Below are 21,130 nucleotides of genomic sequence, written 5' to 3'. Positions count from 1 at the left end.
GCGGTTCTTCCCACGTCCTCAGCCGGCACGCCGCGCCGGTTGCTGGTAGAGCCCGGCGAACATCTCGGCCATGGCGTCCTCGCTGGGCTCTTCCGGTGCCTGCAGGCTCACCGCCCGGCTGACCAGTTGGTGACTGCGCGCCACCTGCAGGTCGTCCGGAATCCGCGGCCCATCCGCCAGATAGGCTACCGGGAGACGCTGGGCGATAGCCAGCGCCATCGATTCACCGAGGCTGCCCGCCTCGTCCAGCTTAGTCAGGATGCAACCCGCCAGCCCGCAGTGCCGATAGGTCTGGTAGGCCGACTTGAGCACCTGGCTCTGGCTGGTGGTGGCCATCACCAGGTAATTCTTCACGTTCAGGCTCGGCGACGCCAGTGCCTCGAGCTGCATGCGCAATGCCGGGTCGCTGGCCGGCAGGCCGGCGGTATCGATCAGCACCATGCGCTTGCGCGCCAGCGGCGCCAGGGCCTGGATCAGCGACTGGCCGGGATCGACCAGGGTCACCGGTACGTTGAGGATCCGACCGAGGGTCTTGATCTGCTCCTGGGCGCCGATCCGGTAGCTGTCCATGCTCACCAGCGCCAGGCTCTGGGCGCCGTACTTGAGGACGTAGCGCGCGGCCATCTTCGCCAGGGTGGTGGTCTTGCCGGCACCTGCCGGGCCGACCAGGGCCAGTACGCCGCCCGCGTCGAGCGGGTCCTGCTCGGGGGTCTGCACGGCACGCGACAGGTGCGCCAACAGCATGCGCCAGGCCTGGCGCGTATCGCCCACCGCGGCGACCCGCTCCAGCAACGGCTTGCTCAGCTCCGCCGGCAAGCCCATGCGCTGCAGGCGCCGCCAGAGATTGGCCTGCTGCGGACGCTGGTGCTGCAACTGGCCCCAGGCGATGGAACCCAGTTGTACCTCGATCAGCTCGCGCAGGCCGTTCAGTTCGAAACGCATTGCCTCGAGGGTCTGGCCGCCCGCCTGGGGCTTGGCCTGCGCCGCCGTCATGGACTCGGCCAGGGACGGACGCGCCGGCTTCTCCTCGGCGAACAATTGACGGTCCTTGCGCTGGGTTTCCGCCGGACGCGCCGTCAACTCGGCGCGCGCCTCGGCGATCCGCGCCTGGGTCTTGCGCAGCTCCACTTCCAGCGCCGGGTTGGGCTTGCTCGGCGCCGGCGGGGCCTGGTAATCCAGCGCCGCGGTCAGCTCGATGCCGCCGGCGACCCGGCGGTTGCCGAGAATCGCGGCGTCCGGACCCAGTTCGTCGCGGACCAGTTTCATGGCCTGGCGCATATCGGCGGCGAAGAAGCGTTTGACTTGCATTGCCCGAACCCCTCAGTTCAGTAGTCTTGCCGGCAACCTCAGGTTGCCCGGTGTGCCGGCCCTGGAGCCGGCGCAGCCCTCGTTCAGTTCTGTCCCACCGTCGCGACGATGGTGACTTGCTTGTTGTCCGGGATTTCCTGGTAGGCCAGCACATGCATGCTGGGCACCGCCATCCGCGCGAAGCGCGACATCATCGAGCGGATCGGTCCGGCAACCAGCAGGATCGCCGGCTTACCGAGCATCTCCTGGCGTTGCGCGCTCTCGATCAGCGAGCGTTGCAGCTTCTCGGCCATCCCCGGCTCCAGCAACATGCCGTCCTCGGAGCCTTGTCCGGCCTTCTGCATGCTGTTCAGCAAAATCTGTTCCAACCTCGGCTCGAGCGTGATCACAGGCAGCTCCGGCTCAAGCCCGACAATGCTTTGCACGATTGCGCGGGACAACGCGACGCGAACCGCGGCGACCATCGCGCCGGGATCTTGACTCCGTGGAGCGACGTTGGCGATGGCCTCGGCGATGGTACGGATGTCGCGCACCGGCACCTGCTCCTGGAGCAGCGCCTGCAGGACCTTGAGCAGGGTGGACAGGGAAATCAGCCCCGGCACCAGCTCTTCCGCCAGCTTCGGCGAGCTGCGCGCGAGCAATTGCAGGAGCTGTTGCACTTCTTCATGGCCCAGCAGCTCGTGGGCGTGCTTGTGCAGCACCTGGTTCAGGTGAGTGGCGACCACGGTGCTCGCATCCACCACGGTGTAGCCCAGCGACTGCGCCTGGTCGCGCTGGCCGGGCTCGATCCATACCGCCTCCAGGCCGAAGGCCGGGTCCTTGCCGGCGATGCCGTTGAGGCTGCCGAATACCTGGCCGGGGTTGATCGCCAGCTCGCGATCGGGATAGATCTCCGCTTCGGCCACGCTGACCCCCATCAGGGTCAGACGGTAGGCGTTGGGCAGCAGGTCGAGGTTGTCGCGGATGTGCACCGAGGGCATCAGGAAGCCCAGCTCCTGGGACAGCTTCTTGCGTACGCCCTTGATCCGCGCCAGCAGTTGCCCGCCCTGGTTGCGGTCGACCAGCGGGATCAGCCGGTAGCCGACTTCCAGGCCGACCATGTCCACCGGGGTGACGTCGTCCCAACCCAGTTCCTTGACCTCCTGGGCGCGCTGCGCCGGCAGCAGCTCCTGCTGGCGCTGCACCTCCTGCTCGGCGACCTGCTTGGCCTTGTTCTGCCGGTGCCAGATCCAGTAGGCGGCAGCGCCGGCCAGGGCGCCGAGGCCGATGAAGGAAACATGCGGCATGCCCGGCACAGCGCCCATGGCGATCAGGATCGCCGCGGAAATCGCCAGCGCCTTGGGCGAGGCGAACATCTGCCGGTTGACCTGCTGGCCCATGTCCTCGGAACTGGAGACCCGCGTCACCATGATCGCCGCCGCGGTCGACAGCAGCAGCGACGGCAGTTGTGCCACCAGGCCGTCACCGATGGTCAGCAGGGCGTAGACCTTGCCGGCATCGCCGAAGGACATCGAATGCTGGATCATGCCGATGGCGACGCCGCCGATCAGGTTGATGAAGAGAATCAGCAGGCCGGCGATGGCGTCGCCGCGGACGAACTTGCTGGCACCGTCCATCGAACCGTAGAAGTCGGCCTCCTGGGCCACCTCGCTGCGGCGCTTCTTGGCTTCCTCCTGCTCGATCAGGCCGGCGTTGAGGTCGGCGTCGATGGCCATCTGCTTGCCGGGCATGGCATCCAGGGTGAAGCGCGCGCTGACTTCGGAAATCCGCCCGGCGCCCTTGGTCACCACCACGAAGTTGATGATCATGAGGATCGCGAACACCACCACCCCGACCACGTAGTTGCCGCCGATCACCACTTCGCCGAAGGCCTGGATCACCTTGCCTGCGGCGCCATGGCCGTCGTGGCCGTGGAGCAGCACCACGCGGGTCGAGGCAACGTTCAGCGCCAGGCGCAACAGGGTCGCCACCAGCAGGATGGTCGGGAACACGGCGAAGTCCAGCGGCCGCAGGGCGTACACGCAGACCAGCAGGACGACGATGGACAGGGCGATGTTGAAGGTGAACAGCACGTCCAGCAGGAATGGCGGGATCGGCAGGGTCATCATCGCCAGCATGGCCAGCAGCAGGACCGGCACGCCGAGGCTGCCGCGCCCCAGTCCCGCCAGGTTGCTGCGCACATTGCTGATCAGTTGCGTGCGATCCACTCTCGACTCCCCTGCCCTGCGTATGGCGCCCGTAGGTGGGCGCCGAACAAACTTTTGACGCCGGAATGCGCGTCGGGCGGGTCATTGCAGGAACCGTTCCAACTTTTCAATTCATTGATTGAAAAGGGTTTTCGCCAATCACCAACTACCGGAGGCGCCACCGCCGCCACTCGAGCCTCCGCCGCCGGAGAACGAGTCCGAAGACGAACTGGACGAACTGGACGACGAGGAACCCGATGAGCTAGCGTAATCGCCGCCGCGTCGACGCCCTCCCCCCGAGCCGCCGGCGCTGAAATTGCAACCGATGAGCAGCGGCAGGCAAGCGGCGGGCAGGATGATCAGCGCCTCGATGCTGTTCAGCGGGTCGTCCACCAGCAACAGCAGGCACTCCAGGGCCAGGGTCAGCAGCAGGCCGAGCAGGCCCGGCAGGTAGGCCCAGCGCCGTCCTCTGCGCAGCCCCTGCCAGGCACCGGCCAGCATCAGCAGGGTCAGTCCCAGCGAAAGCGGCACGGCCAATCCGTAATGGAGCACCGGCAGGCCATAACGGCGGTAGGCCCAGAACAGCCCCAGCGCATAGAGCACAAGAATGGCGAAGAACCAGCGGGCACCGCGCGAATACTTGAGCAACGCGCCGAAGCCGACGCCCAGGACCGCCACCATCTCCGCCAGCGCCACCATCGCCCCTGCCGGCCAGTGCCGCCCCAGTGCCAACGCCGCAGCGAGCGCCACTACCGCCCCCAGGGTCCAGTACCAGGCGCGCGGACGTACCAGCAGCGCCACCCCGCCGAGAGCGCCGAGCAGGAATGCGATAGCCAGGGTCTGCCGTACCGCGCCGGGCTCCAGCGGGTCGCGCGGCGGCGGCGGCAACGCCTCGCCGTCGATCAGTCGTACCAGGCGCTGCGCCGCCGCTTCCAGGCCGCCGGCGTAGTCTTGCTGACGGAACGCAGGGGTCATGTATTCGCGGATGATCCGCCCGGCATCGATGTCGGTGATCGTTCCTTCCAGGCCATAGCCGACTTCGATGCGCATGCGCCGGTCGTCCTTCGCCACCAGCACCAGGACGCCGTCATCGATCCCCTTGCGCCCCAGCTTCCACGCCTCGAAGACCCGCGTCGCATAGGCCTCAATGCTGTCCGGATAGGTGCTGGGCACCATCAGGATCGCTACCTGGGCACCCTTCCGGGCCTCCAGCGCGGCCAGCGAAGCTTCCAGGCGGGCACGCTCGGCGGCGTCGAGGGTCGCGGTAAGGTCGGTCACCCGCCGCGCCAGCGCTGGAACCTCCGCGGACTCGTAGCCCGCATCGCGCGCTGCCTCGGCCTCGGCGCCGACCGCCGATGCCTCCACGGCCTCCTCCTCGACATCGGACGCTGCCACCGCGACGGTGACCGGCACCGTCGCGGTGGCAACGGAGGGAATCGCGGCGGCGCAGAGCAGCATGCCGAACAGGCGAAGCATGGCGAGATAACGCGTGATTGCAGACATCCTTGTCTCCGAATGAAATGAACGGGAACCCATTACCAACTGCCCGACGCACCGCCTCCGCCGCTGGAACCACCGCCCCCGGAAAAGCCGCCGGACGACGAGGAGGAAGAGGAGGAAGAGGAGGAGGAACCGCCGCCGGAGCTTCCCGACGAGCCTCCACCACCCCCACTCAGGCGTACCTGGCCGAACACCAGCAGCCCGAGCATGAGCTGGAACGGTAGCAGGGCCAGCCAGACCAGCGGTGCGTCCAGGCCACCGGACAGCAATCCGAGCAGCAGGTAGGCCGCCAGCAACGCCCACAGTCGGCGGTGGAAACTTTTCCGCCGCTCACGCCATAGCGAGCGCATCAGGCGGTAGTTCGACCAGCAGAGAACCGCCAGCATCAGCACCCCGGCCGGCCACAGCAGGCCGTAGATGAAGGACACCGCGCTGAACCAATGCGCCGCCAGCCCGAGCAGGGCTACATAGACCAGTACGCCGATCACCAGGTAGAAGGCCGGGCGCACCGTCCACAGCGCGCCGAAGGTCGCGCCGCCGACCAGCATGCACAGCGGAGCGACCAGCAGCACGCTCATCCATTCGCCGGAAGCGCCGGCCAGCGTGCCCAGCAGCCAGCAGAGCAGCGCCCCGCCGAGCAGCCAGGGCCAGCGCAGCGCCCGGGCACTCAACAGCACTCCGGCCAACGATCCGTAGATGAAGGCGACCAGCAGCGCCCAGGCTTCCGCCGGCAATTGCCCCAGCGAGACTTTCGGCGCACCCGACGACGCGGCCGCCGGCAGCGTTTCGCCGTCGACCAGGCGGATCAGCTCGTCCACCGCGGCCTCGATCCCGCCGGCGTAGTCGCCCTCGCGAAATGCCGGGGCCATCCGCTCGCGAATGATCCGTCCGGCGACCACATCGGGCACCGCACCCTCCAGGCCGTAGCCGACCTCGATGCGCATGCGCCGGTCATCCTTGGCCACCACCAGCAGCAGACCGTCGTCGACCGCCTTGCGGCCGAGCTTCCAGGCCTGGAACAACTTGTCGGAGAAGGCTTCGATATCGAGGGTACCGGTAGTCGGCAGCATCACCACCGCGATCTGCGCACCGCGTCGCCGCTCCAGCGCCTCGAGCTTCTCCACCAGGCGTTGGCGCGTCGCCTCGTCCAGCGTGTGGGTGGCATCCACCACCCGCTCCGACAGGGGCAAGGCGACCCATTCCGCCGGCGCTTCGGCGTGCGCAGGCATCCAGGGCAGCAGCCAGGCCAGGGCGAGCAACAGGAGGACAGGCGGGAAAATACGATCAGACAAGGTTCGATCCATGAACGGCAAAGCTCTCATCCCAAGCGAGTATCGGCCAAGGCTGCCACAGCGCGGCGCGTAGCTCCAGCCAGGTCACTCGTCGCGACGCAGGTCCGGCGGGATCGGCAGGTCCTTCAACGGGCTCGGCCGCTTGCCCTTGCCGGCCTGGTACTGCTTGAGCTGGTAGACATAGGCCAGCACCTGGGCCACGGCGAGATAGAGCCCGGCGGGAATCTCCTGGTCCAGCTCGGTGGAGTAGTACACCGCTCGCGCCAGCGCCGGCGACTCCATGACCATCACCTTGTGCTCCTGGGCCACCTCGCGGATCTTCAGGGCCAGGAAATCGTTGCCTTTGGCCAGCAGCAGCGGCGCCCCGCCGCCCGCCGGGTCGTACTTCAGGGCTACGGCGAAGTGGGTCGGGTTGGTGATCACCACGTCGGCCTCCGGCACCGCCGCCATCATCCGTCTCTGCGCCATCTCGCGCTGCATCTGGCGGATCTTCGACTTGACCTCGGGCTTGCCCTCGGAGTCCTTGTATTCGTCGCGGACTTCCTGCTTGGTCATCAGCAGCTTCTGGCGGTTGTCCCAGATCTGGTAGGGCACGTCCACCGCGGCGATCAGCAGCAGGCTGCAGGCCATCCAGAAGGCGCTCCAGCCGACCACCCGCACGCTGTGCAGGATCGCCTGCTCGAGCGGCTGGTGCGCCAGCGCCAGGAGGGCGTCGCGGTCGGCGGAGAGCACCAGCAGGGCCACCGCCAGCACCACCAGGAACTTGATCAGCGCCTTGCTCAGTTCGAGCAGCGACTTGGCGGAAAACATCCGCTTCAGCCCCGACAGCGGGTTGAGCCGGCTGAACTTGGGTTGCAGTGCGTCCATCGAGAACAGCCAGCCGCCGAGGGCGATCGGCCCGACGATCGCCGCCACCAGCAGCATCAGCAGGATCGGCCAGAGCCCCTGGGCAGCCAGGTAGGCCGAAGCGCCGAGCAATTGCAGCATGCTCTCGGTATTCATCGCGGTTTCCCGGGACAGCTCGAAATTGCTGCGCATCAGGCGCAACAGGGCGCCCGCCAGGTCGGCGCCGTAGATCAGCAGGCCGCCGGCGCCGGCCATGAGGATGGCCAGGGTGTTCAGCTCCCGCGAACGCGGCAACTGCCCTTTCTCGCGCGCCTCGCGGCGGCGTTTCTCCGTGGGTTCCTCTGTCTTGTCCTGCCCGCTTTCGCTCTCGGCCATGGCTATTTCGCCCGCACCAGTTCACGGAGGAATTGCAGGGCCTCGCCGGCCAGCACCTGGTACTGGCTGAGCAGGTCGGCGGTGCCGATCCAGAGGATCACCAGGCCCAGCACCAGGGTCAACGGAAAGCCGATGGAGAAGATGTTCAGTTGCGGCGCCGCGCGGGTCATGGCGCCGAAGGCGAGGTTCACCACCAGCAGCGCGGTGATCGCCGGCAGCGCCAGCAGCAGTGCCGCGCCCATCACCCAGCCGAGCTTGCCGGCGATGATCCAGAAATGGTTGCCGCTCAGGCCCTCGCCCACCGGCAGGGTGACGAAGCTCTCGGCGATTACCTCGAACACTACCAGGTGTCCGTTCATCGCCAGGAACAGCAGCGTCACCAGCATGGTGAAGAACTGGCCGAGCACCGGCACCGAGACGCCGTTGGCCGGGTCGACCATGGAAGCGAAGCCCAGGCCCATCTGCATCGAGATGATCTGCCCGGCGATCACGAAGGCGTGGAACAACAACTGCAGGGAAAAGCCGAGCAAGGCGCCGACCAGGATCTGCTCGCCGATCAGCAGCATGGCCTTCATGCTCAGCGCGTCCACCTGCGGCATCGGCGGCAGGTTCGGCACCAGCACCACGCAGACGCCCAGCGCCAGGTACAGTCGCACCCGCACCGGCACCAGCTGGGTGCCGATCACCGGCATGGTCATCAGCAGCGCCGCGACCCGGAACAGCGGCAGCACGAAGCTGGCGATCCAGCCGCCGATCTGCGCGTTGGTCAGCTCCAGCATCAGCCGATCAGCAGCGGGATGTTGCCGATCAGCGTCTGGGTGTATTCCATCAGCTGCCGCAGCAGCCAGGGACCCAGCACGATCAGGGTGAGCAGGATCACCATCAGGCGCGGCAGGAAGCTCAGGGTCTGTTCGTTGATCTGGGTGGCGGCCTGGAACATCGCCACCACGAGACCGACCAGCAGGCTCGGAACCACCAGCACGCCGACGATCATCGCCGTCAGCCACAACGCCTCGCGGAACAGGTCGAGTGCCACCTCAGGGGTCATGTCTCTCTCCAGCGCGCCAGCGGCGCGTCAAGCCGGCGGCACCGCTAGACGGTGCCGAAACTGCCCGCCAGCGTCCCGATGATCAGCGCCCAGCCATCCACCAGGACGAACAGCATGATCTTGAACGGCAGGGAAATGATCAGCGGCGACAGCATCATCATGCCCATCGCCATCAGCACGCTGGACACCACCAGGTCGATGATCAGGAACGGGATGAAGATCATGAAGCCGATCTGGAACGCGGTCTTCAGCTCGGACGTGACGAAGGCCGGGACCAGGATGGTCAGCGGCGTCGCCTCCGGGCTGCCGATGTCGGTGCGCTTGGACAGGCGGACGAACAGCTCCAGGTCGGAGGTGCGAGTCTGCGCCAGCATGAACGCCTTCAGCGGTACCTCGGCCTTTTGCAGGGCTTCCTGGGCGGGAATCTGCTCGTTCAGGTAGGGCTGCAGGGCCTGGCTGTTGATCTTGTCGAACACCGGGGCCATGACGAACATGGTCAGGAACAGCGCCAGCCCCACCAGCACCTGGTTCGACGGCGTCGATTGCAGGCCCAGCGCCTGGCGCAGGATGGAGAAGACGATGATGATCCGGGTGAAGCTGGTCATCAGCATGACGAACGCCGGGATGAAGCTCAGCGCGGTCATGATCAGCAGGATCTGCAGGCTGACCGAATACTCCTGCTGGCCCTGGCCGTTGGTGGTCACGGTGATCGCCGAGATCGATGTCGGGTCGGCGGCCAGCGCCGGCCACGGCGCCAGCAGCAGAAGGCAGAGCGCGGCGAGCGCGCCGGCCAGGGAGATGCGCGGAGTCATGGCTTGCCCTTGGGGTCCTTGTTCAGCAGCTCCAGCAGGCGCTGGGCGAATTCCGGCGTGGCCGGCTCGCCGTCCGGCAGGTGTACCGGCTCCTTGAGCACGTGCAACGGCGTGATCCGGCCGGGCGTCAGGCCGAGCAGGATCTGCTCCTCACCGACCTGCACCAGCACCAGCCGGTCGCGCGGACCCAGCGGCTGGCTGGCGAGGGTGCGGATCAAGCGGTTGCCTCGCGGACCGGCCTGTTGCACCCGGCGCACCAGCCAGGCGAGCAGGAAGATCAGGCCGATCACCAGGCCCAGGCCGAGCACCAGTTGGGCCAGTTGCGCGGCGGCGCCGGAAGCGGCGCCCACCGTCGGCGCGGCGGCACCCGTCGTCCCCTCCGCGGCGCACAGCGGCGCGCTCAGCGAGGCGAGTGCCGGCAGGAAGCCGGCGAACAGGTAGCGACGCATGTCAGCGCAGCTTCTTGATGCGTTCGCTGGGACTGATCACGTCGGTCAGGCGGATGCCGAACTTCTCGTTCACTACCACCACCTCGCCGTGGGCGATCAGGGTGCCGTTGACCAGTACGTCCAGCGGCTCGCCGGCCAGGCGATCGAGTTCGATCACCGACCCCTGGTTGAGCTGCAGCAGGTTGCGGATGCTGATGTCGGTATGCCCGACCTCCATGGAAATGGTCACCGGGATGTCCAGGATCACATCCAGGTTGGGCCCCTCCAGGCCGGAAATGGTCGGTGCCTTCGGCGAAGCGCCGAACTCTTCCATCGGCGCCCGCGGGGTACTCGGCTCCGCCACGGGAGTCGCGCCGCCCTGGGCCATCAGCGCATCGATGTCGTCCTGGCTGGCGTCGCCCGCCTCGGCCAGCGCCGCCGCCCACTCGTCGGCCAGTGCCTGTTCCTCGGTGGTCACTTTTTCTTCGTCTGCCATGGTTCGTCTTTCCTCCGGGGGAAGCGGTCAGCGCGAGCGCTCGACCGCTTCGAGAATCTGTAGCGCCAGGTTGCCCTTGTGGGCGCCCAGCTTGACCTTGAAGGCGGGCACGCCGTTGGCGCGCATCACCATGTGTTCCGGCATCTCCACCGGGATCACGTCGCCCGGCTGCATGTGCAGGATGTCGCGCAGCTTGAGCTGGCGGCGGACCACGGTGGCGCCGAGCGGTACCTGGACGTCCAGCACGTCCTCGCGCAGGGCCTTGATCCAGCGCTCGTCCTGGTCGTCGTGGTCGGACTGGAAACCGGCGTCGAGCATCTCGCGGATCGGCTCGATCATCGAGTAGGGCATGGTGATGTGCAGGTCGCCGCCACCGCCGTCCAGTTCGATGTGGAAGGTGGAGACCACCACCACCTCGCTGGGACTGACGATGTTGGCCATGGCCGGGTTGACCTCCGAGTTGACGTACTCGAAGTTCATCTCCAGCACCGCCTGCCAGGCTTCCTTCAGATCGACGAAGGCCTGCTCCAGCACCATCCGCACCACCCGCAGTTCGGTCGGGGTGAACTCGCGGCCCTCGATCTTGGCGTGGCGGCCGTCGCCGCCGAAGAAGTTGTCCACCAGCTTGAACACGAGCTTGGCGTCGAGGATGAACAGCGCGGTGCCGCGCAGCGGCTTCATCTTCACCAGGTTGAGGCTGGTGGGAACGTACAGCGAGTGCACGTACTCGCCGAACTTCATCACCTGCACGCCGCCGACCGCGACGTCGGCCGAACGGCGCAGCAGGTTGAACATGCTGATGCGGGTGTAGCGGGCGAAACGCTCGTTGATCATCTCCAGGGTCGGCATGCGGCCCCGGACGATGCGGTCCTGGCTGGTCAGGTCATAGGACTTGACCGATCCCGGCGTCGCCTCGACTTCGGTTTCCACCAGGCCATCGTCGACGCCGTGCAACAGCGCGTCGATTTCATCCTGGGAAAGCAGATCTTGCACGGCCATGGGATACCTACTGCAGCACGAAATTGGTGAACAACACTTGTTCGATAGCCAGTTGGCCGGTTTCCTTCTTGGCCAGTTCCTGCAATCCGGCGGTCGCCTGCTGGCGGAGCATTTCCTTGCCCACCGGAGTCACCAGCGAGTCGAAACTCTGACTCGAGAACAGCATCACCAGTTTATTGCGAACCAGCGGCATGTGCTCGCGCAATGCGTCCATCTGCGCCTTGTCGCGCCCCATCAACGCGACGCCGACCTGCATGTAGCGCTGCCGGCCGTTCTGGTTGAAGTTGACGACGAAGGCCGGCGCCAGGATCTCGTAGAGCGCCGGCTGCTTGCCCGGCTTCGCCGCCTCGCTGGCGACTTCCTCGGTCTTCTCGGCCTTCAGCGACTTGCTGAGGAAGAACCAGGTGCCGCCCACCGACAGGCCGATCGCCAGCAGCAGGCCGACCACGATCAGCAGGATCAGCTTCAGCTTGCTCTTGCCGCCGCTCGGAGCCCCCGCGTCGGCGGGTGTCGCCTCTTTCTTAGCCATGCCAAAAATCCGTCGCTATAGCGTCAAATGAAGGGTTTCACAGGGGCAGAGCAAGGGTTGTGCCATTTCTGCAACGCCGCCCCGCCTCCTGGGACCAGCCCTGGAGGGCTGTCCGAGATGATAGACGGCGCGGATATTACAGCCTGGCCACAGGAAATCATCCCCGTCTTTTGCGAAATTGCCCGCTCCGGAAAAAGAAAGGCCTCCCGCAGGAGGCCCAAAGGGGAAATGCAGTCGTTCGCCTCAGGCGTAGTAGTCGACCAGACCGCGCGCCGCCGACGCACCCGGCCGGCTGCGGATCTCGCTGACTCCGGCGAGGGTTTCCTCATCGCCCGAGGCCTCGCCGGCCAAGCCGCGTCCGCGCGCCGATCCGCCCTCGCCCTGCTGCTGGCCCTGCCAGCCCCGCGCCAGCGACTGGTCGGAGACGTTCACGTCGAGCTGGTTCATGCCCTGCTGGCTGAACATGTCGCGCAGCCGGTGCATCTGGCTTTCCAGGGCGTCGCGAACGCCGGCGTTGGGACTGGCGAAGGTCACCTGGGTCTGGTCGGCGGTCATGTGGATGCGCACGTCCAGGCGTCCCAGCTCGGCGGGGTCGAGCTGGATCTCCGCCGACTTCAGGTTCTGGCTGGACATCCACATCACCCGGTCCACCACCGCCTCGCTCCAGCCGTTCTGCTGCATCGCCACCGGCTGGCCGGGCACCGTGCCGTTCACCGGACGGTTGGTCAGGGCCTGTTGCGCCATGGCCTGGGTCAGCCCGTTGAGCTTGGCCGCGAAAGGTTCACCGCGGGGTTCCGCCTTGCTCTCCAGCAGGCTCTCGGAGGCGGCGCTGGCGACGGCCGGCTCGGCGGTCTGCTGCAACTGGGCCTCGAGCGCCTTGCCGTCGACGGCCTTGGTCAAGGAATCCGAGGTCAGGCCGGCAAGGGCATCGCCGAGGTTCGCCTGGCGGGGATCGGCGCTCTTCGCCGGCCCGCCTTTCGCCGTCTGCGCGGCGTCCTGGGCGCCCTGCTCCAGGGCCATGTTCACCGCCGGCACGCCGTTGAGCTTGACCAGGGTCGGGTCGCTGCTGGCTTCGGTAAGGCTGGCCGGAGCACTGCTGGCCGTCGGCACGGCCGGTGGCAGCAAAGTCGCCTGGGTATTCTCGTCGAGCAACGGTACGGCACCGCCGAGGCCGAGCAATTGCAGCGGATCGACCGGCGTTTCGACTTTATCTTCGCCGTCGGCCTTGGCCTGGCCGTCGGCCGGCAAAGGCTTGCCGTCTTCGGCAACGGCCGGCTGCCTGGCGGCATCCGTCGGCTGCGCTTCGACGGCGTCCTTGCCGGCGTCCCGTGGCTTGTCCCGCGAACCCTTCGCGGGACCGTCGGCGCACTCGGCGGGCTTCTTCGCGGTCTCCTTGGCATACATGTCGGAGAAGCTGGAAGTCTTGTCGTTACTGGGCTCAGGCGTTTTCTGCTGGCTCTTCGGCGCAGCGGCCTTGGGCTTTACATCAGGCGTCGGCGGCAACAACACACCAGGGGCGACGGCCATGGGAATTCTCCATTTGCGAAGGGATTGCATCGTGGCTTGCGCAAGGGATGGAGCAAGGTCCGGGCCAACTTCGCCGAGAGCGTCCGTGAAACGCTCGCCAGGGCGCCGCAGCAGGCACGCTCGCTTTGCCCGCAGGTCCCGTCTGGACTACAATCCAGAGCCGCATCCCTCCCGAGGTAGTACCCTGATGTCCTTCGCCGAAAAACTGTCCCGTCTGCAAGCCTTCCTCGATGCCGATGACCTGCACGAAGAAGCGCTGGACTACGTGGCGACCCACGGCTACCTGACCGCCCTCTCCATCTGCCCGGAGCAGGTGCCGGAGCGGGAGTGGATCGACGCCCTGTTCGCCGAACCGCCGCACTACCGCAGCGATGAGGAGCGCCAGGAGATCGAGACTTCCCTCGAGCAGCTCAAGGCGCACATCACCCGCGTGCTGGCCAGCGACGAAGACCTCGAGCTGCCCTGCGACCTCGACCTCGGCGACGCGCCGGACGACTCCGACCTGCGCGGCTGGTGCATCGGCTTCATGGAAGGCGTGTTCCTTCGCGAGGAAGTCTGGTTCGAGCAGGCCGAGGAGGAAGTCAGCGAGCTGCTGCTGCCGATCATGGTCGGCTCCGGCCTGTTCGACGAGCAGCCCGAGTTCGACGAGATCGCCCGCGACCGCCACCTGGTGGACGACATGGTCGCGCAGATTCCCGACCTGCTGACCAACCTGTTCCTGCTCTGCCAGGCGCCGGAAGAAAAGCCCGCCCTGCTCAAGCCGCGCACGCACTAAGGAGCGCCGCGGTGGCGCAGCGGGAAATTCGCCCGAGCGCTCGCGTCTGGGTGCGCTATAGCCTCCAGGCCGTGGGTTTCCTAAGCGTAGCCCTGGGCGTGATCGGCATCTTCCTGCCGGTGCTGCCGACCACGCCTTTCCTGCTCCTCGCGGCGGCCTGCTTCATGCGTAGCTCGCCGCGCTTCTACCACTGGCTGGTCGGCCATCCACGGCTCGGCCCGTGGATCCGCGACTATCTCGACGGCGAAGGCATCCCGCTCAAGGGCAAGGTCTACGCCATCGGCCTGATGTGGGCCAGCATCGCCCTTTCCTGCTACCTGGTCCGACGCCCCTGGGCCCAGGGCTTCATGCTGACCAGCGCGGTACTGGTCAGCATCTATATCCTCCGCCAGAAGACCCGCCCGCCGCACGACGCCTGAGGGCCCGCTCAGGACAGCGCCGGATCGCCCTCGCCCAGCGGCAAGCGGTCGCCGGGCCCGCGCCGCTCGGGGCTCAGCACGGTGAAGCCGAAGGTGTTCCAGCCGTCCGCGCTGTCGACGAACACCGAACCGCCGTGCATGCTCGCCACCGCCTTGACGATGGACAGGCCGAGGCCGTGGTTGGCCTCGCTGTTGCTGCGCGCCGCGTCGACCCGATAGAAGCGCTCGAACAGGTGCCTGCGGTGCTCGTCGGCGATCGGCACGCCGGGGTTGCTCACCGCCACCCGCACTTCGTCGCCACGCCGCTCGACGCCGACCCGCAGCGTGCCGCCGGCGGCGGTGTGCTGAGCGGCGTTGTACAGCAGGTTGGTCACCGCCCGCTGGAACAGGGCGCGCTCGACCAGCGCGCGGGCCTCGCCGCGCACCTCGATGCCAACCCCAGCCTCGTCGAAGATCACCTCGAGGAAATCCACCGTAGTCGCGATCTCGCCGGCCAGCGAGGTTTCCTCGCGCTCGCAGGCCAGGCGTCCCTGGTCGGCGCGGGCGAGGAACAGCATGTCGTTGACGATCGCCCGCAGCCGCTCCAGCTCCTCCAGGTTGGATTGCAGGACCTCTTCGTAATGTTCGCCGCTGCGTTCGCGGGACAACGCCACCTGGGTCTGGCCGATCAGGTTGGTCAATGGCGTGCGCAGCTCGTGGGCGACGTCGGCATTGAACGACTCCAGGCGCACGTAGGCCTGCTCCAGGCGGTCCAGGGCGCCGTTGAACGCTCCCACCAGTTCGCGCAGCTCGGCCGGCAGCGGCGAGAGCTGCAAGCGCTGCGACAACTGCCGCGGGCTGATCCGCCGGGCCTCCTCGGAGAGCCGATGCACTGGCCACAGGCCCAGGCGGGCGATCCAGTGGCCAAGCAACGAGGCCAGCAGCACACCGAGGGCGGACAGGCCGAGCAGCCATTTCAGGGTGGAGGTCCGCGCCTCATGGAACGCCGCGCTGTCGATGGCGGTGACGTAGGTCAGCCGCGGCCGCCCCTCGCGCGCCGGCAACACGCCGACCCGCGCGGTCAGCGCGTACCGGTGCTCCGGCAACTCCAGTTCGTAGCGGCCGGCGCCATCGGCGATCAGCCGCTGCACCGGTTCGCTGAAGCGCCCGTAGTGATAGCGCGGGTCGTCGCTGTCGATCCAGAAACGAATCAGCTCGTACTCCTGGCTCAGGTTGTCCAGCTTGCCCTGCAGGTGCGGCCAGCGCTCGGCCAGGTCGGGATGGTCGAGCATCCGCGAGACCATGTTGAAGCGCACGTCCACCTCGCCCTGCTGCAGGCGCTCGGTCTGGCGGTCGAGGATGCAATAGAGCATGGTGCCGATGAGGGCGAAGATCACCACCGCGGCGCCGGCGAACATTCCCGCCAGGCGGGTCGACAAGGACATGCCCACCTCAGCCCGACTCCGCCAGCGCACGGTTCTCCAGGACGTAGCCCATGCCCCGGATGGTATGCAGCAGCTTGTTCTCGAACGGACCGTCGAGCTTGGCGCGCAGGCGCTTGATCGCCACCTCCACGACATTGGTGTCGGTATCGAAGTTGATGTCCCAGACCAGTTCGGCGATCGCCGTCTTCGATAGGATCTCGCCGCTGCGCTGGGCCAGCACGCAGAGCAGCGCGTACTCCTTGGCAGTCAGCTCCAGGCGAGTGTTGCCGCGGAAGACCTTGCGGCTGAGCAGGTCGATGGACAGGTCAGCGATGCGCATCTGCGAATGGCTTTCGTGGTTGCCGCCGCGCCGGGTCAGGGCCTGCAGGCGGGCGACCAGTTCGAGGAAGGAGAACGGCTTGATCAGGTAGTCGTCGGCGCCCTCGCGCAGCCCGCGCACCCGGTCTTCCACGCGCTCGCGCGCGGTGAGCATGATCACCGGGGTCTGCCGCCGCTCGCGCAACGCCCGCAGAACGCCGTAGCCGTCGACGCCCGGCAGCATCACGTCGAGCACGATCACGTCGTACTCGCCATGGAGCGCCAGGTGGCGACCGTCGATGCCGTTGTCCGCCAGGTCCACGGTGAACCCCTGTTCACTGAGGCCACGGTTCAGGTAGTCCGCCGTCTTCGCCTCGTCCTCGACAATCAGTACCCGCATCTATCGCCCGATCCTCTGTTCGCCTTCGCATCCCGGGCGGGACGCATGCCTGCCTGCATCCTAGCCACGCGCCGCCGTCCAGGAAAGCCGTGTCCGTTACGCCTCATGTCGCCGTCGCCCCAGCGGTTCCGCCGTCCGAGGTCGTCGCCCCGCGCCGGTGGAACAGCCGCTCCAGGGCCAGGTATACCACCGGCGTGCTGAACAGGGTCAGCACCTGGCTCACCAGCAGCCCGCCGACCACCGCGATGCCCAGAGGCTGGCGCAGCTCGGAACCGGTGCCGAAGCCGATCATCAGGGGTATCGCGCCCAGCAGCGCGGCCAGGGTGGTCATCATGATCGGCCGGAAACGGGTCAGGCAGGCCTGGTAGATCGCCTGCTCCGCGCTCATGCCCTGCTCGCGCTGGGCGACGATGGCGAAGTCGACCATGAGGATGCCGTTCTTCTTGACGATGCCGATCAGCAGCACGATGCCGATCAGCGCCATGATCGAGAAGTCCTGGCCCCAGGCCCAGAGCAGGAACACCGCGCCGATCCCCGCCGAGGGCAGGGTCGAAAGGATCGTCAGCGGATGCACGAAACTCTCGTAGAGCACCCCGAGGATGATGTACACCGCAATCAGCGCGGCGAGGATCAGCAGCGGTTGCGAGGCCAGCGAACTCTGGAAGGCCTGCGCCGCGCCCTGGAACACGCCGATAATGGTCGAGGGCATGCCGATCTCCTCCTGGGCGCGCTGCACCGCCTGCACCGCCTCGCCGAGGGACACCCCGGCAGCCAGGTTGAAGGACAGGTTGACCGCCGGGAACATGCCGTTGTGGTTGATCTGCAGCGGCCCGGAGCGCGGCGCCGCGACCTTGGCGATGGCCGACAGCGGGACCATCTCGCCGCTCAGCGGCGAGCGCAGGTAGAACCAGTCCAGGCTTTCCGCGCGGCCGCGCTGGCGCGCATCGAGTTCGAGGACCACCTTGTACTGGTTGACCTCGGTCTGGTACTCGCCGACCTGGCGCTGGCCGAAGGCGTCGTAGAGGGTCTGGCTGACATCCTCGGCGCTGAGGCCGAAACGCGCCGCGGCCACCCGGTCGATGTCCAGCGCGGTGACGCTGGCGCCGACCTGCAGGTCGTTGGACACATCCATCAGCCCCGGCACCTGCTTCAGGCGCTCGGTGAGGCGTTGCGCCCAGAGCGCCAGCTGGGTGCTGTCGCTGCTGCGCAGGGCGTACTGGTACTGGGTCCGCGAGGGTCCGGAACTGAGGTTGATGTCCTGCGCCGCGCGCAGGTAGAGCATGATTCCCGGCACCTTCGCCAGTTGCGGGCGCAGCCGGTCGATGAACTCGCCGACCGAGACATCGCGCTCGCCACGGTCCTTGAGGACGATCCAGAAACGTCCGTTGGCCAGGCTCTGGCTACCGCCGGTGACGCCCACCGCATGGTTGTAGCTCTGCACCGCCGGGTCGCTGGCGATGATCTCGGCCAGTTGCCGGTGCTTGGCGACCATGTCGTCGTAGGAGATATCCTCGGCAGCCTGGCTCGTGCCGAAGACGAAGGCGGTGTCCTGCAAGGGGAAGAAACCCTTGGGAATCCCGACGTAGCCGGCCACCGCCACCAGCACGGTAAAGGCGAAGCCGACCAGCATCAGCCGCTGGTGCCCGAGCGCCCAGCGCAGGCCGCGCTCGTATCCGCCGGTCAGCCATTCGGCGAAGCCCTTTCTCGGCGCGTCGGCATGCCGCAATGCCGGCATGAAGCGCGAAGCCAGCATCGGCGCCAGGGTCAGCGAAGCGAGCACCGAGATCAGGATCGCCACCGTCACGCTGACCGCGAATTCGCGGAACAGCCGGCCGACGATCCCGCCCATGAACAGCAGGGGAATGAACGCGGCGATCAGCGAGAAGCTGATGGAAATCACGGTAAAGCCGATCTCCGCCGCGCCCTTGAGCGCCGCCTCGACCTTCGAGGCGCCCGCTTCCAGGTGTCGGTGGATGTTCTCCACGACCACGATGGCGTCGTCGACGATGAAGCCGACGGCGATGATCAGCGCCACCAGGGTCAGGTTGTTGAGGGTGAAGCCGAGCACGTACATCGCCGCGAAGCTGGCGCTCAGGGACACCGCCAGCACCGTGGCGACGATCAGGGTCGCCGACAGCTGGCGGAGGAACAGGCCCATCACCAGCACCACCAGGCCAATGGTCAGCAGCAGGGTCAGTTCGACCTCGTGCAGCGACGAGCGGATGGTCCGGGTGCGATCGTTGAGCACGTCTACCTCGATGGTCGCCGGGAGCATCTCGCGCAGGCGCGGCAATGCGGCCTGGATCGCGTCGGCGGTATCGACGATGTTCGCCCCAGGCTGGCGGAGGATCACCAGTGCCACCCCGGGCACACCGTTCGGCCAGGCCTGCACGTAGTCGTCCTCGGGCGCCGAGACGATCCGCGCCACGTCCTTGAGGAACACCGGCGCGCCCTGGCGGTAGGCGACCACCAGGTCGTCATAGTCGCTGGCGTTGAACAACTGGTCGTTGGCCGCGAGGGTCGACACCCGCCCCTCGCCGTAGAGCGCGCCCTTGGCCAGGTTGACGCTGGCCGACTGCAACGACTGGCGCAGGTCGGCCAGGGTCAGCTGGTAGGCGGCGAGCTTTTCCGGCTGGGCCTGGATGCGGATCGCCGGGCGCTGCTGGCCGACCACGAAGATCTGCCCCACGCCGTTCACCTGGCTGAGCTGGCGGGCGAGGATGGTCTCGGCGTAATCGCTGAGTTCGATCAGCGGCATCATCTCCGAGTTGACCCGCAGGATCATGATCGGGCTGTCCGCCGGGTTGACCTTGCGCCAGGTCGGCAGGTTCGGCATGTCCACCGGCAGCCGCCCGGCCGCGGCGTTGATCGCCGCCTGGACCTCCTGGGCGGCGACGTCGATGCTCTTGTCGAGGCTGAACTGCAGGGTCAGGGTGGTGGTGCCCAGGGCGCTGCTGGAAGTCATCTCGGTGACCCCGGGAATCGCGCTGAACTGCACTTCCAAGGGGGTGGCCACCGACGAGGCCATGGTTTCCGGGCTACCGCCGGGCAGCAAGGCGTTGATCTGGATGGTCGGGAAGTCCGCCTCCGGCAACGGCGCCACACCGAGCCGGAGGAACGCCAGCAGCCCCAGCAGCAGCGAGGCCAGGGTCAGCAGCGCGGTGGCGATCGGGTGCCGTACGCACCAGCCGGAAATCCCGGCGCGCGGCGTCACGGCTGCCGCTCCGCCGCCTGAGCCAGGCTCGGGCGCGGCTCCTGGATATCGACCAGGGCGCCGGGCATCAGCCGCGAGTGGCCGTCCACCACCACCTGGTCACCGCTGGCCAGGCCTTCCACCACACTGAGGCCGTCGATGTCCTGGAGCACCCGCACTGGCACCGCCTCGACCCGGTCGGCGGCGACCCGGTAGACGAAATTGCCCTCCAGGCCGCGGCGCACCGCTTTGCTCGACAGCACCAACTGGTCGCGCCGGACCCCGGTGTGCAGGCTCACCGCGACGAACTGCCCGGGCCAGAGCCGGGCCTGGCGGTTATCGAAGGAGGCGCGCACGCGGATGGTACCGGTGGAACTGTCGATCTGGTTGTCGATGGTCAGCAACCGGCCCTCGCCCAGCGCGCTCCCGCCGTCGCGGCTGTAGGCGCGCACCGCCGCCTCGCCGCCGAGCAGCGCCTGCAACTGGGGCAACTGTTCCTGTTGCAGGGAGAAGACTACGGAGATCGGTGCGATCTGGGTCACGCTGAACAGGCCGAGACTGTCGCCGACCCGCACCAGGTTGCCGACATCGACGTTGCGGATACCGACCTTGCCGGATACCGGCGAGGTGATCCGGGTGTAGGACAGGCGCACCCGCTCGGCGTTGATGGTGGCATCGTTGGCCTTCAGGGTCGCGCGCAACTGGTCGACCGTCGCCTGCTGCTGGTCCAGCAGTTGGCGCGACACCGCACGCTCGGCATACAGGCTGCGGTAGCGTTGCAGGTCCTGCTCGGCGGATTTCAGCTGGGCCTGGTTGCTCGCCCTGGAGGCCTGAGCCTGCTCCAGCGCGGCGACGACGGCGCGGTCATCGATGGTCGCCAGCAACTCGCCCGCCTCGACCATCTGCCCTTCGCTCACCAGCAGGCGGGTCAACTGGCCGTCGATCTGGGTGCGGATCACCACGTTGTGCAACGAAGTCACCGTGCCGATGCCGCTGACCTGTTGCTCGACGTCGCGCCGCTCCACCCGCGCCACGTTCACCGGGACCCTGGCCGGCGCGGGCGCCGCCTTCGCCCCGGCGTCGCCGCCGAGCCATGCCCAACCGCCGAAGGCGACCAGGCCCGCCGCCAGCACGCCCACCAGGACCCGTCCCCCACCACTGCGCAACGCCTGCATCTGTCCACCTTTCCCAGTGGCCGGCCTCGCGCGGCCGACTTCGTTCTTCTTTATAAGCAGCGCAGCGGGACCCCACCCTGACCCCTGAATGACAATCCTGT

Annotated in this window: 19 protein-coding genes; 2 read left to right on the top strand and 17 right to left on the bottom strand. The window is 67.4% G+C overall.

Going from position 1 to position 21,130, the window contains the following annotated elements:
• Positions 1 to 18: 18 nt before the first annotated feature.
• The 13 genes from flhF to ACTJJX_RS06480 form a co-directional block, all read right to left on the bottom strand.
• Positions 19 to 1,308 (bottom strand): flagellar biosynthesis protein FlhF, encoded by a 1,290-nt coding sequence (gene flhF, locus ACTJJX_RS06540; protein ID WP_003083061.1) that lies wholly within the window; start codon positions 1,306 to 1,308, stop codon positions 19 to 21.
• 83 nt (positions 1,309 to 1,391) lie between these two features.
• The gene (flhA, locus tag ACTJJX_RS06535; protein WP_003083059.1) at positions 1,392 to 3,515 is read right to left on the bottom strand and encodes a flagellar biosynthesis protein FlhA; all 2,124 of its coding nucleotides are present in this window, start codon (positions 3,513 to 3,515) and stop codon (positions 1,392 to 1,394) included.
• Between the two features lie 138 nt (positions 3,516 to 3,653).
• Positions 3,654 to 4,997 carry a TPM domain-containing protein gene (locus ACTJJX_RS06530; RefSeq protein WP_010793988.1) on the bottom strand — a complete coding sequence of 448 codons (1,344 nt, stop codon included), beginning with the start codon at positions 4,995 to 4,997 and terminating at the stop codon, positions 3,654 to 3,656.
• 32 nt (positions 4,998 to 5,029) lie between these two features.
• The gene (locus tag ACTJJX_RS06525) at positions 5,030 to 6,298 is read right to left on the bottom strand and encodes a TPM domain-containing protein (RefSeq protein WP_003118682.1); all 1,269 of its coding nucleotides are present in this window, start codon (positions 6,296 to 6,298) and stop codon (positions 5,030 to 5,032) included.
• Between the two features lie 72 nt (positions 6,299 to 6,370).
• The gene (flhB, locus tag ACTJJX_RS06520; protein WP_003083056.1) at positions 6,371 to 7,507 is read right to left on the bottom strand and encodes a flagellar biosynthesis protein FlhB; all 1,137 of its coding nucleotides are present in this window, start codon (positions 7,505 to 7,507) and stop codon (positions 6,371 to 6,373) included.
• Positions 7,508 to 7,509: 2 nt separating this feature from the next.
• The gene (gene fliR / locus ACTJJX_RS06515) at positions 7,510 to 8,286 is read right to left on the bottom strand and encodes a flagellar biosynthetic protein FliR (RefSeq protein ID WP_003083054.1); all 777 of its coding nucleotides are present in this window, start codon (positions 8,284 to 8,286) and stop codon (positions 7,510 to 7,512) included.
• A complete protein-coding gene (gene fliQ / locus ACTJJX_RS06510) occupies positions 8,286 to 8,555 on the bottom strand; it encodes a flagellar biosynthesis protein FliQ (protein ID WP_003083053.1) in 270 nt (89 codons plus the stop codon). The genes fliR and fliQ overlap by 1 nt, the downstream gene beginning before the upstream one ends.
• Before the next feature lie 44 nt (positions 8,556 to 8,599).
• Entirely contained in the window at positions 8,600 to 9,367 is a 768-nt protein-coding gene (gene fliP / locus ACTJJX_RS06505; RefSeq protein WP_003083052.1) for a flagellar type III secretion system pore protein FliP, read from the bottom strand.
• Positions 9,364 to 9,816: a flagellar biosynthetic protein FliO gene (gene fliO, locus ACTJJX_RS06500; RefSeq protein WP_003083051.1), complete on the bottom strand. Its 453-nt coding sequence runs from the start codon at positions 9,814 to 9,816 to the stop codon at positions 9,364 to 9,366. The genes fliP and fliO overlap by 4 nt, the downstream gene beginning before the upstream one ends.
• A 1-nt stretch (position 9,817) precedes the next feature.
• Positions 9,818 to 10,291, bottom strand: a complete 474-nt coding sequence (fliN, locus tag ACTJJX_RS06495) for a flagellar motor switch protein FliN (RefSeq protein WP_003083049.1) — start codon at positions 10,289 to 10,291, stop codon at positions 9,818 to 9,820.
• Positions 10,292 to 10,318: 27 nt separating this feature from the next.
• Positions 10,319 to 11,290 carry a flagellar motor switch protein FliM gene (fliM, locus tag ACTJJX_RS06490; RefSeq protein ID WP_003083045.1) on the bottom strand — a complete coding sequence of 324 codons (972 nt, stop codon included), beginning with the start codon at positions 11,288 to 11,290 and terminating at the stop codon, positions 10,319 to 10,321.
• Between the two features lie 7 nt (positions 11,291 to 11,297).
• Positions 11,298 to 11,819 carry a flagellar basal body-associated protein FliL gene (gene fliL / locus ACTJJX_RS06485; protein WP_003083042.1) on the bottom strand — a complete coding sequence of 174 codons (522 nt, stop codon included), beginning with the start codon at positions 11,817 to 11,819 and terminating at the stop codon, positions 11,298 to 11,300.
• Between the two features lie 243 nt (positions 11,820 to 12,062).
• Positions 12,063 to 13,346, bottom strand: a complete 1,284-nt coding sequence (locus ACTJJX_RS06480) for a flagellar hook-length control protein FliK (RefSeq protein ID WP_016851831.1) — start codon at positions 13,344 to 13,346, stop codon at positions 12,063 to 12,065.
• A 187-nt stretch (positions 13,347 to 13,533) separates the two neighbouring features.
• Here ACTJJX_RS06480 and ACTJJX_RS06475 point away from each other — a divergent pair, with 187 nt between their 5' ends.
• On the top strand, positions 13,534 to 14,121 hold the full coding sequence (locus tag ACTJJX_RS06475; protein ID WP_016851832.1) for a UPF0149 family protein: 588 nt from the start codon (positions 13,534 to 13,536) through the stop codon (positions 14,119 to 14,121).
• An 11-nt stretch (positions 14,122 to 14,132) separates the two neighbouring features.
• On the top strand, positions 14,133 to 14,540 hold the full coding sequence (locus tag ACTJJX_RS06470; protein WP_003083036.1) for a YbaN family protein: 408 nt from the start codon (positions 14,133 to 14,135) through the stop codon (positions 14,538 to 14,540).
• Positions 14,541 to 14,548: 8 nt separating this feature from the next.
• On the opposite strand, the gene ACTJJX_RS06465 is transcribed toward ACTJJX_RS06470, so the two are convergent.
• The 4 genes from ACTJJX_RS06465 to mexM form a co-directional block, all read right to left on the bottom strand.
• On the bottom strand, positions 14,549 to 15,994 hold the full coding sequence (locus ACTJJX_RS06465) for a sensor histidine kinase (protein WP_003083034.1): 1,446 nt from the start codon (positions 15,992 to 15,994) through the stop codon (positions 14,549 to 14,551).
• On the bottom strand, positions 15,972 to 16,661 hold the full coding sequence (locus tag ACTJJX_RS06460) for a heavy metal response regulator transcription factor (RefSeq protein WP_003083028.1): 690 nt from the start codon (positions 16,659 to 16,661) through the stop codon (positions 15,972 to 15,974). Before ACTJJX_RS06460 ends, ACTJJX_RS06465 begins: the two co-directional genes overlap by 23 nt.
• A gap of 103 nt (positions 16,662 to 16,764) precedes the next feature.
• A complete protein-coding gene (gene mexN, locus ACTJJX_RS06455) occupies positions 16,765 to 19,875 on the bottom strand; it encodes a multidrug efflux RND transporter permease subunit MexN (protein ID WP_016851833.1) in 3,111 nt (1,036 codons plus the stop codon).
• Positions 19,872 to 21,029 carry a multidrug efflux RND transporter periplasmic adaptor subunit MexM gene (mexM, locus tag ACTJJX_RS06450; RefSeq protein WP_003083025.1) on the bottom strand — a complete coding sequence of 386 codons (1,158 nt, stop codon included), beginning with the start codon at positions 21,027 to 21,029 and terminating at the stop codon, positions 19,872 to 19,874. The genes mexN and mexM overlap by 4 nt, the downstream gene beginning before the upstream one ends.
• Positions 21,030 to 21,130 lie beyond the last annotated feature (101 nt).

It is taken from the genome of Pseudomonas sp. 22490 (genome assembly GCF_052044465.1).
GTDB classification, from domain to species: Bacteria; Pseudomonadota; Gammaproteobacteria; order Pseudomonadales; family Pseudomonadaceae; genus Pseudomonas; species Pseudomonas aeruginosa.
This window is presented reverse-complemented; position numbering and strand designations above follow the sequence as displayed.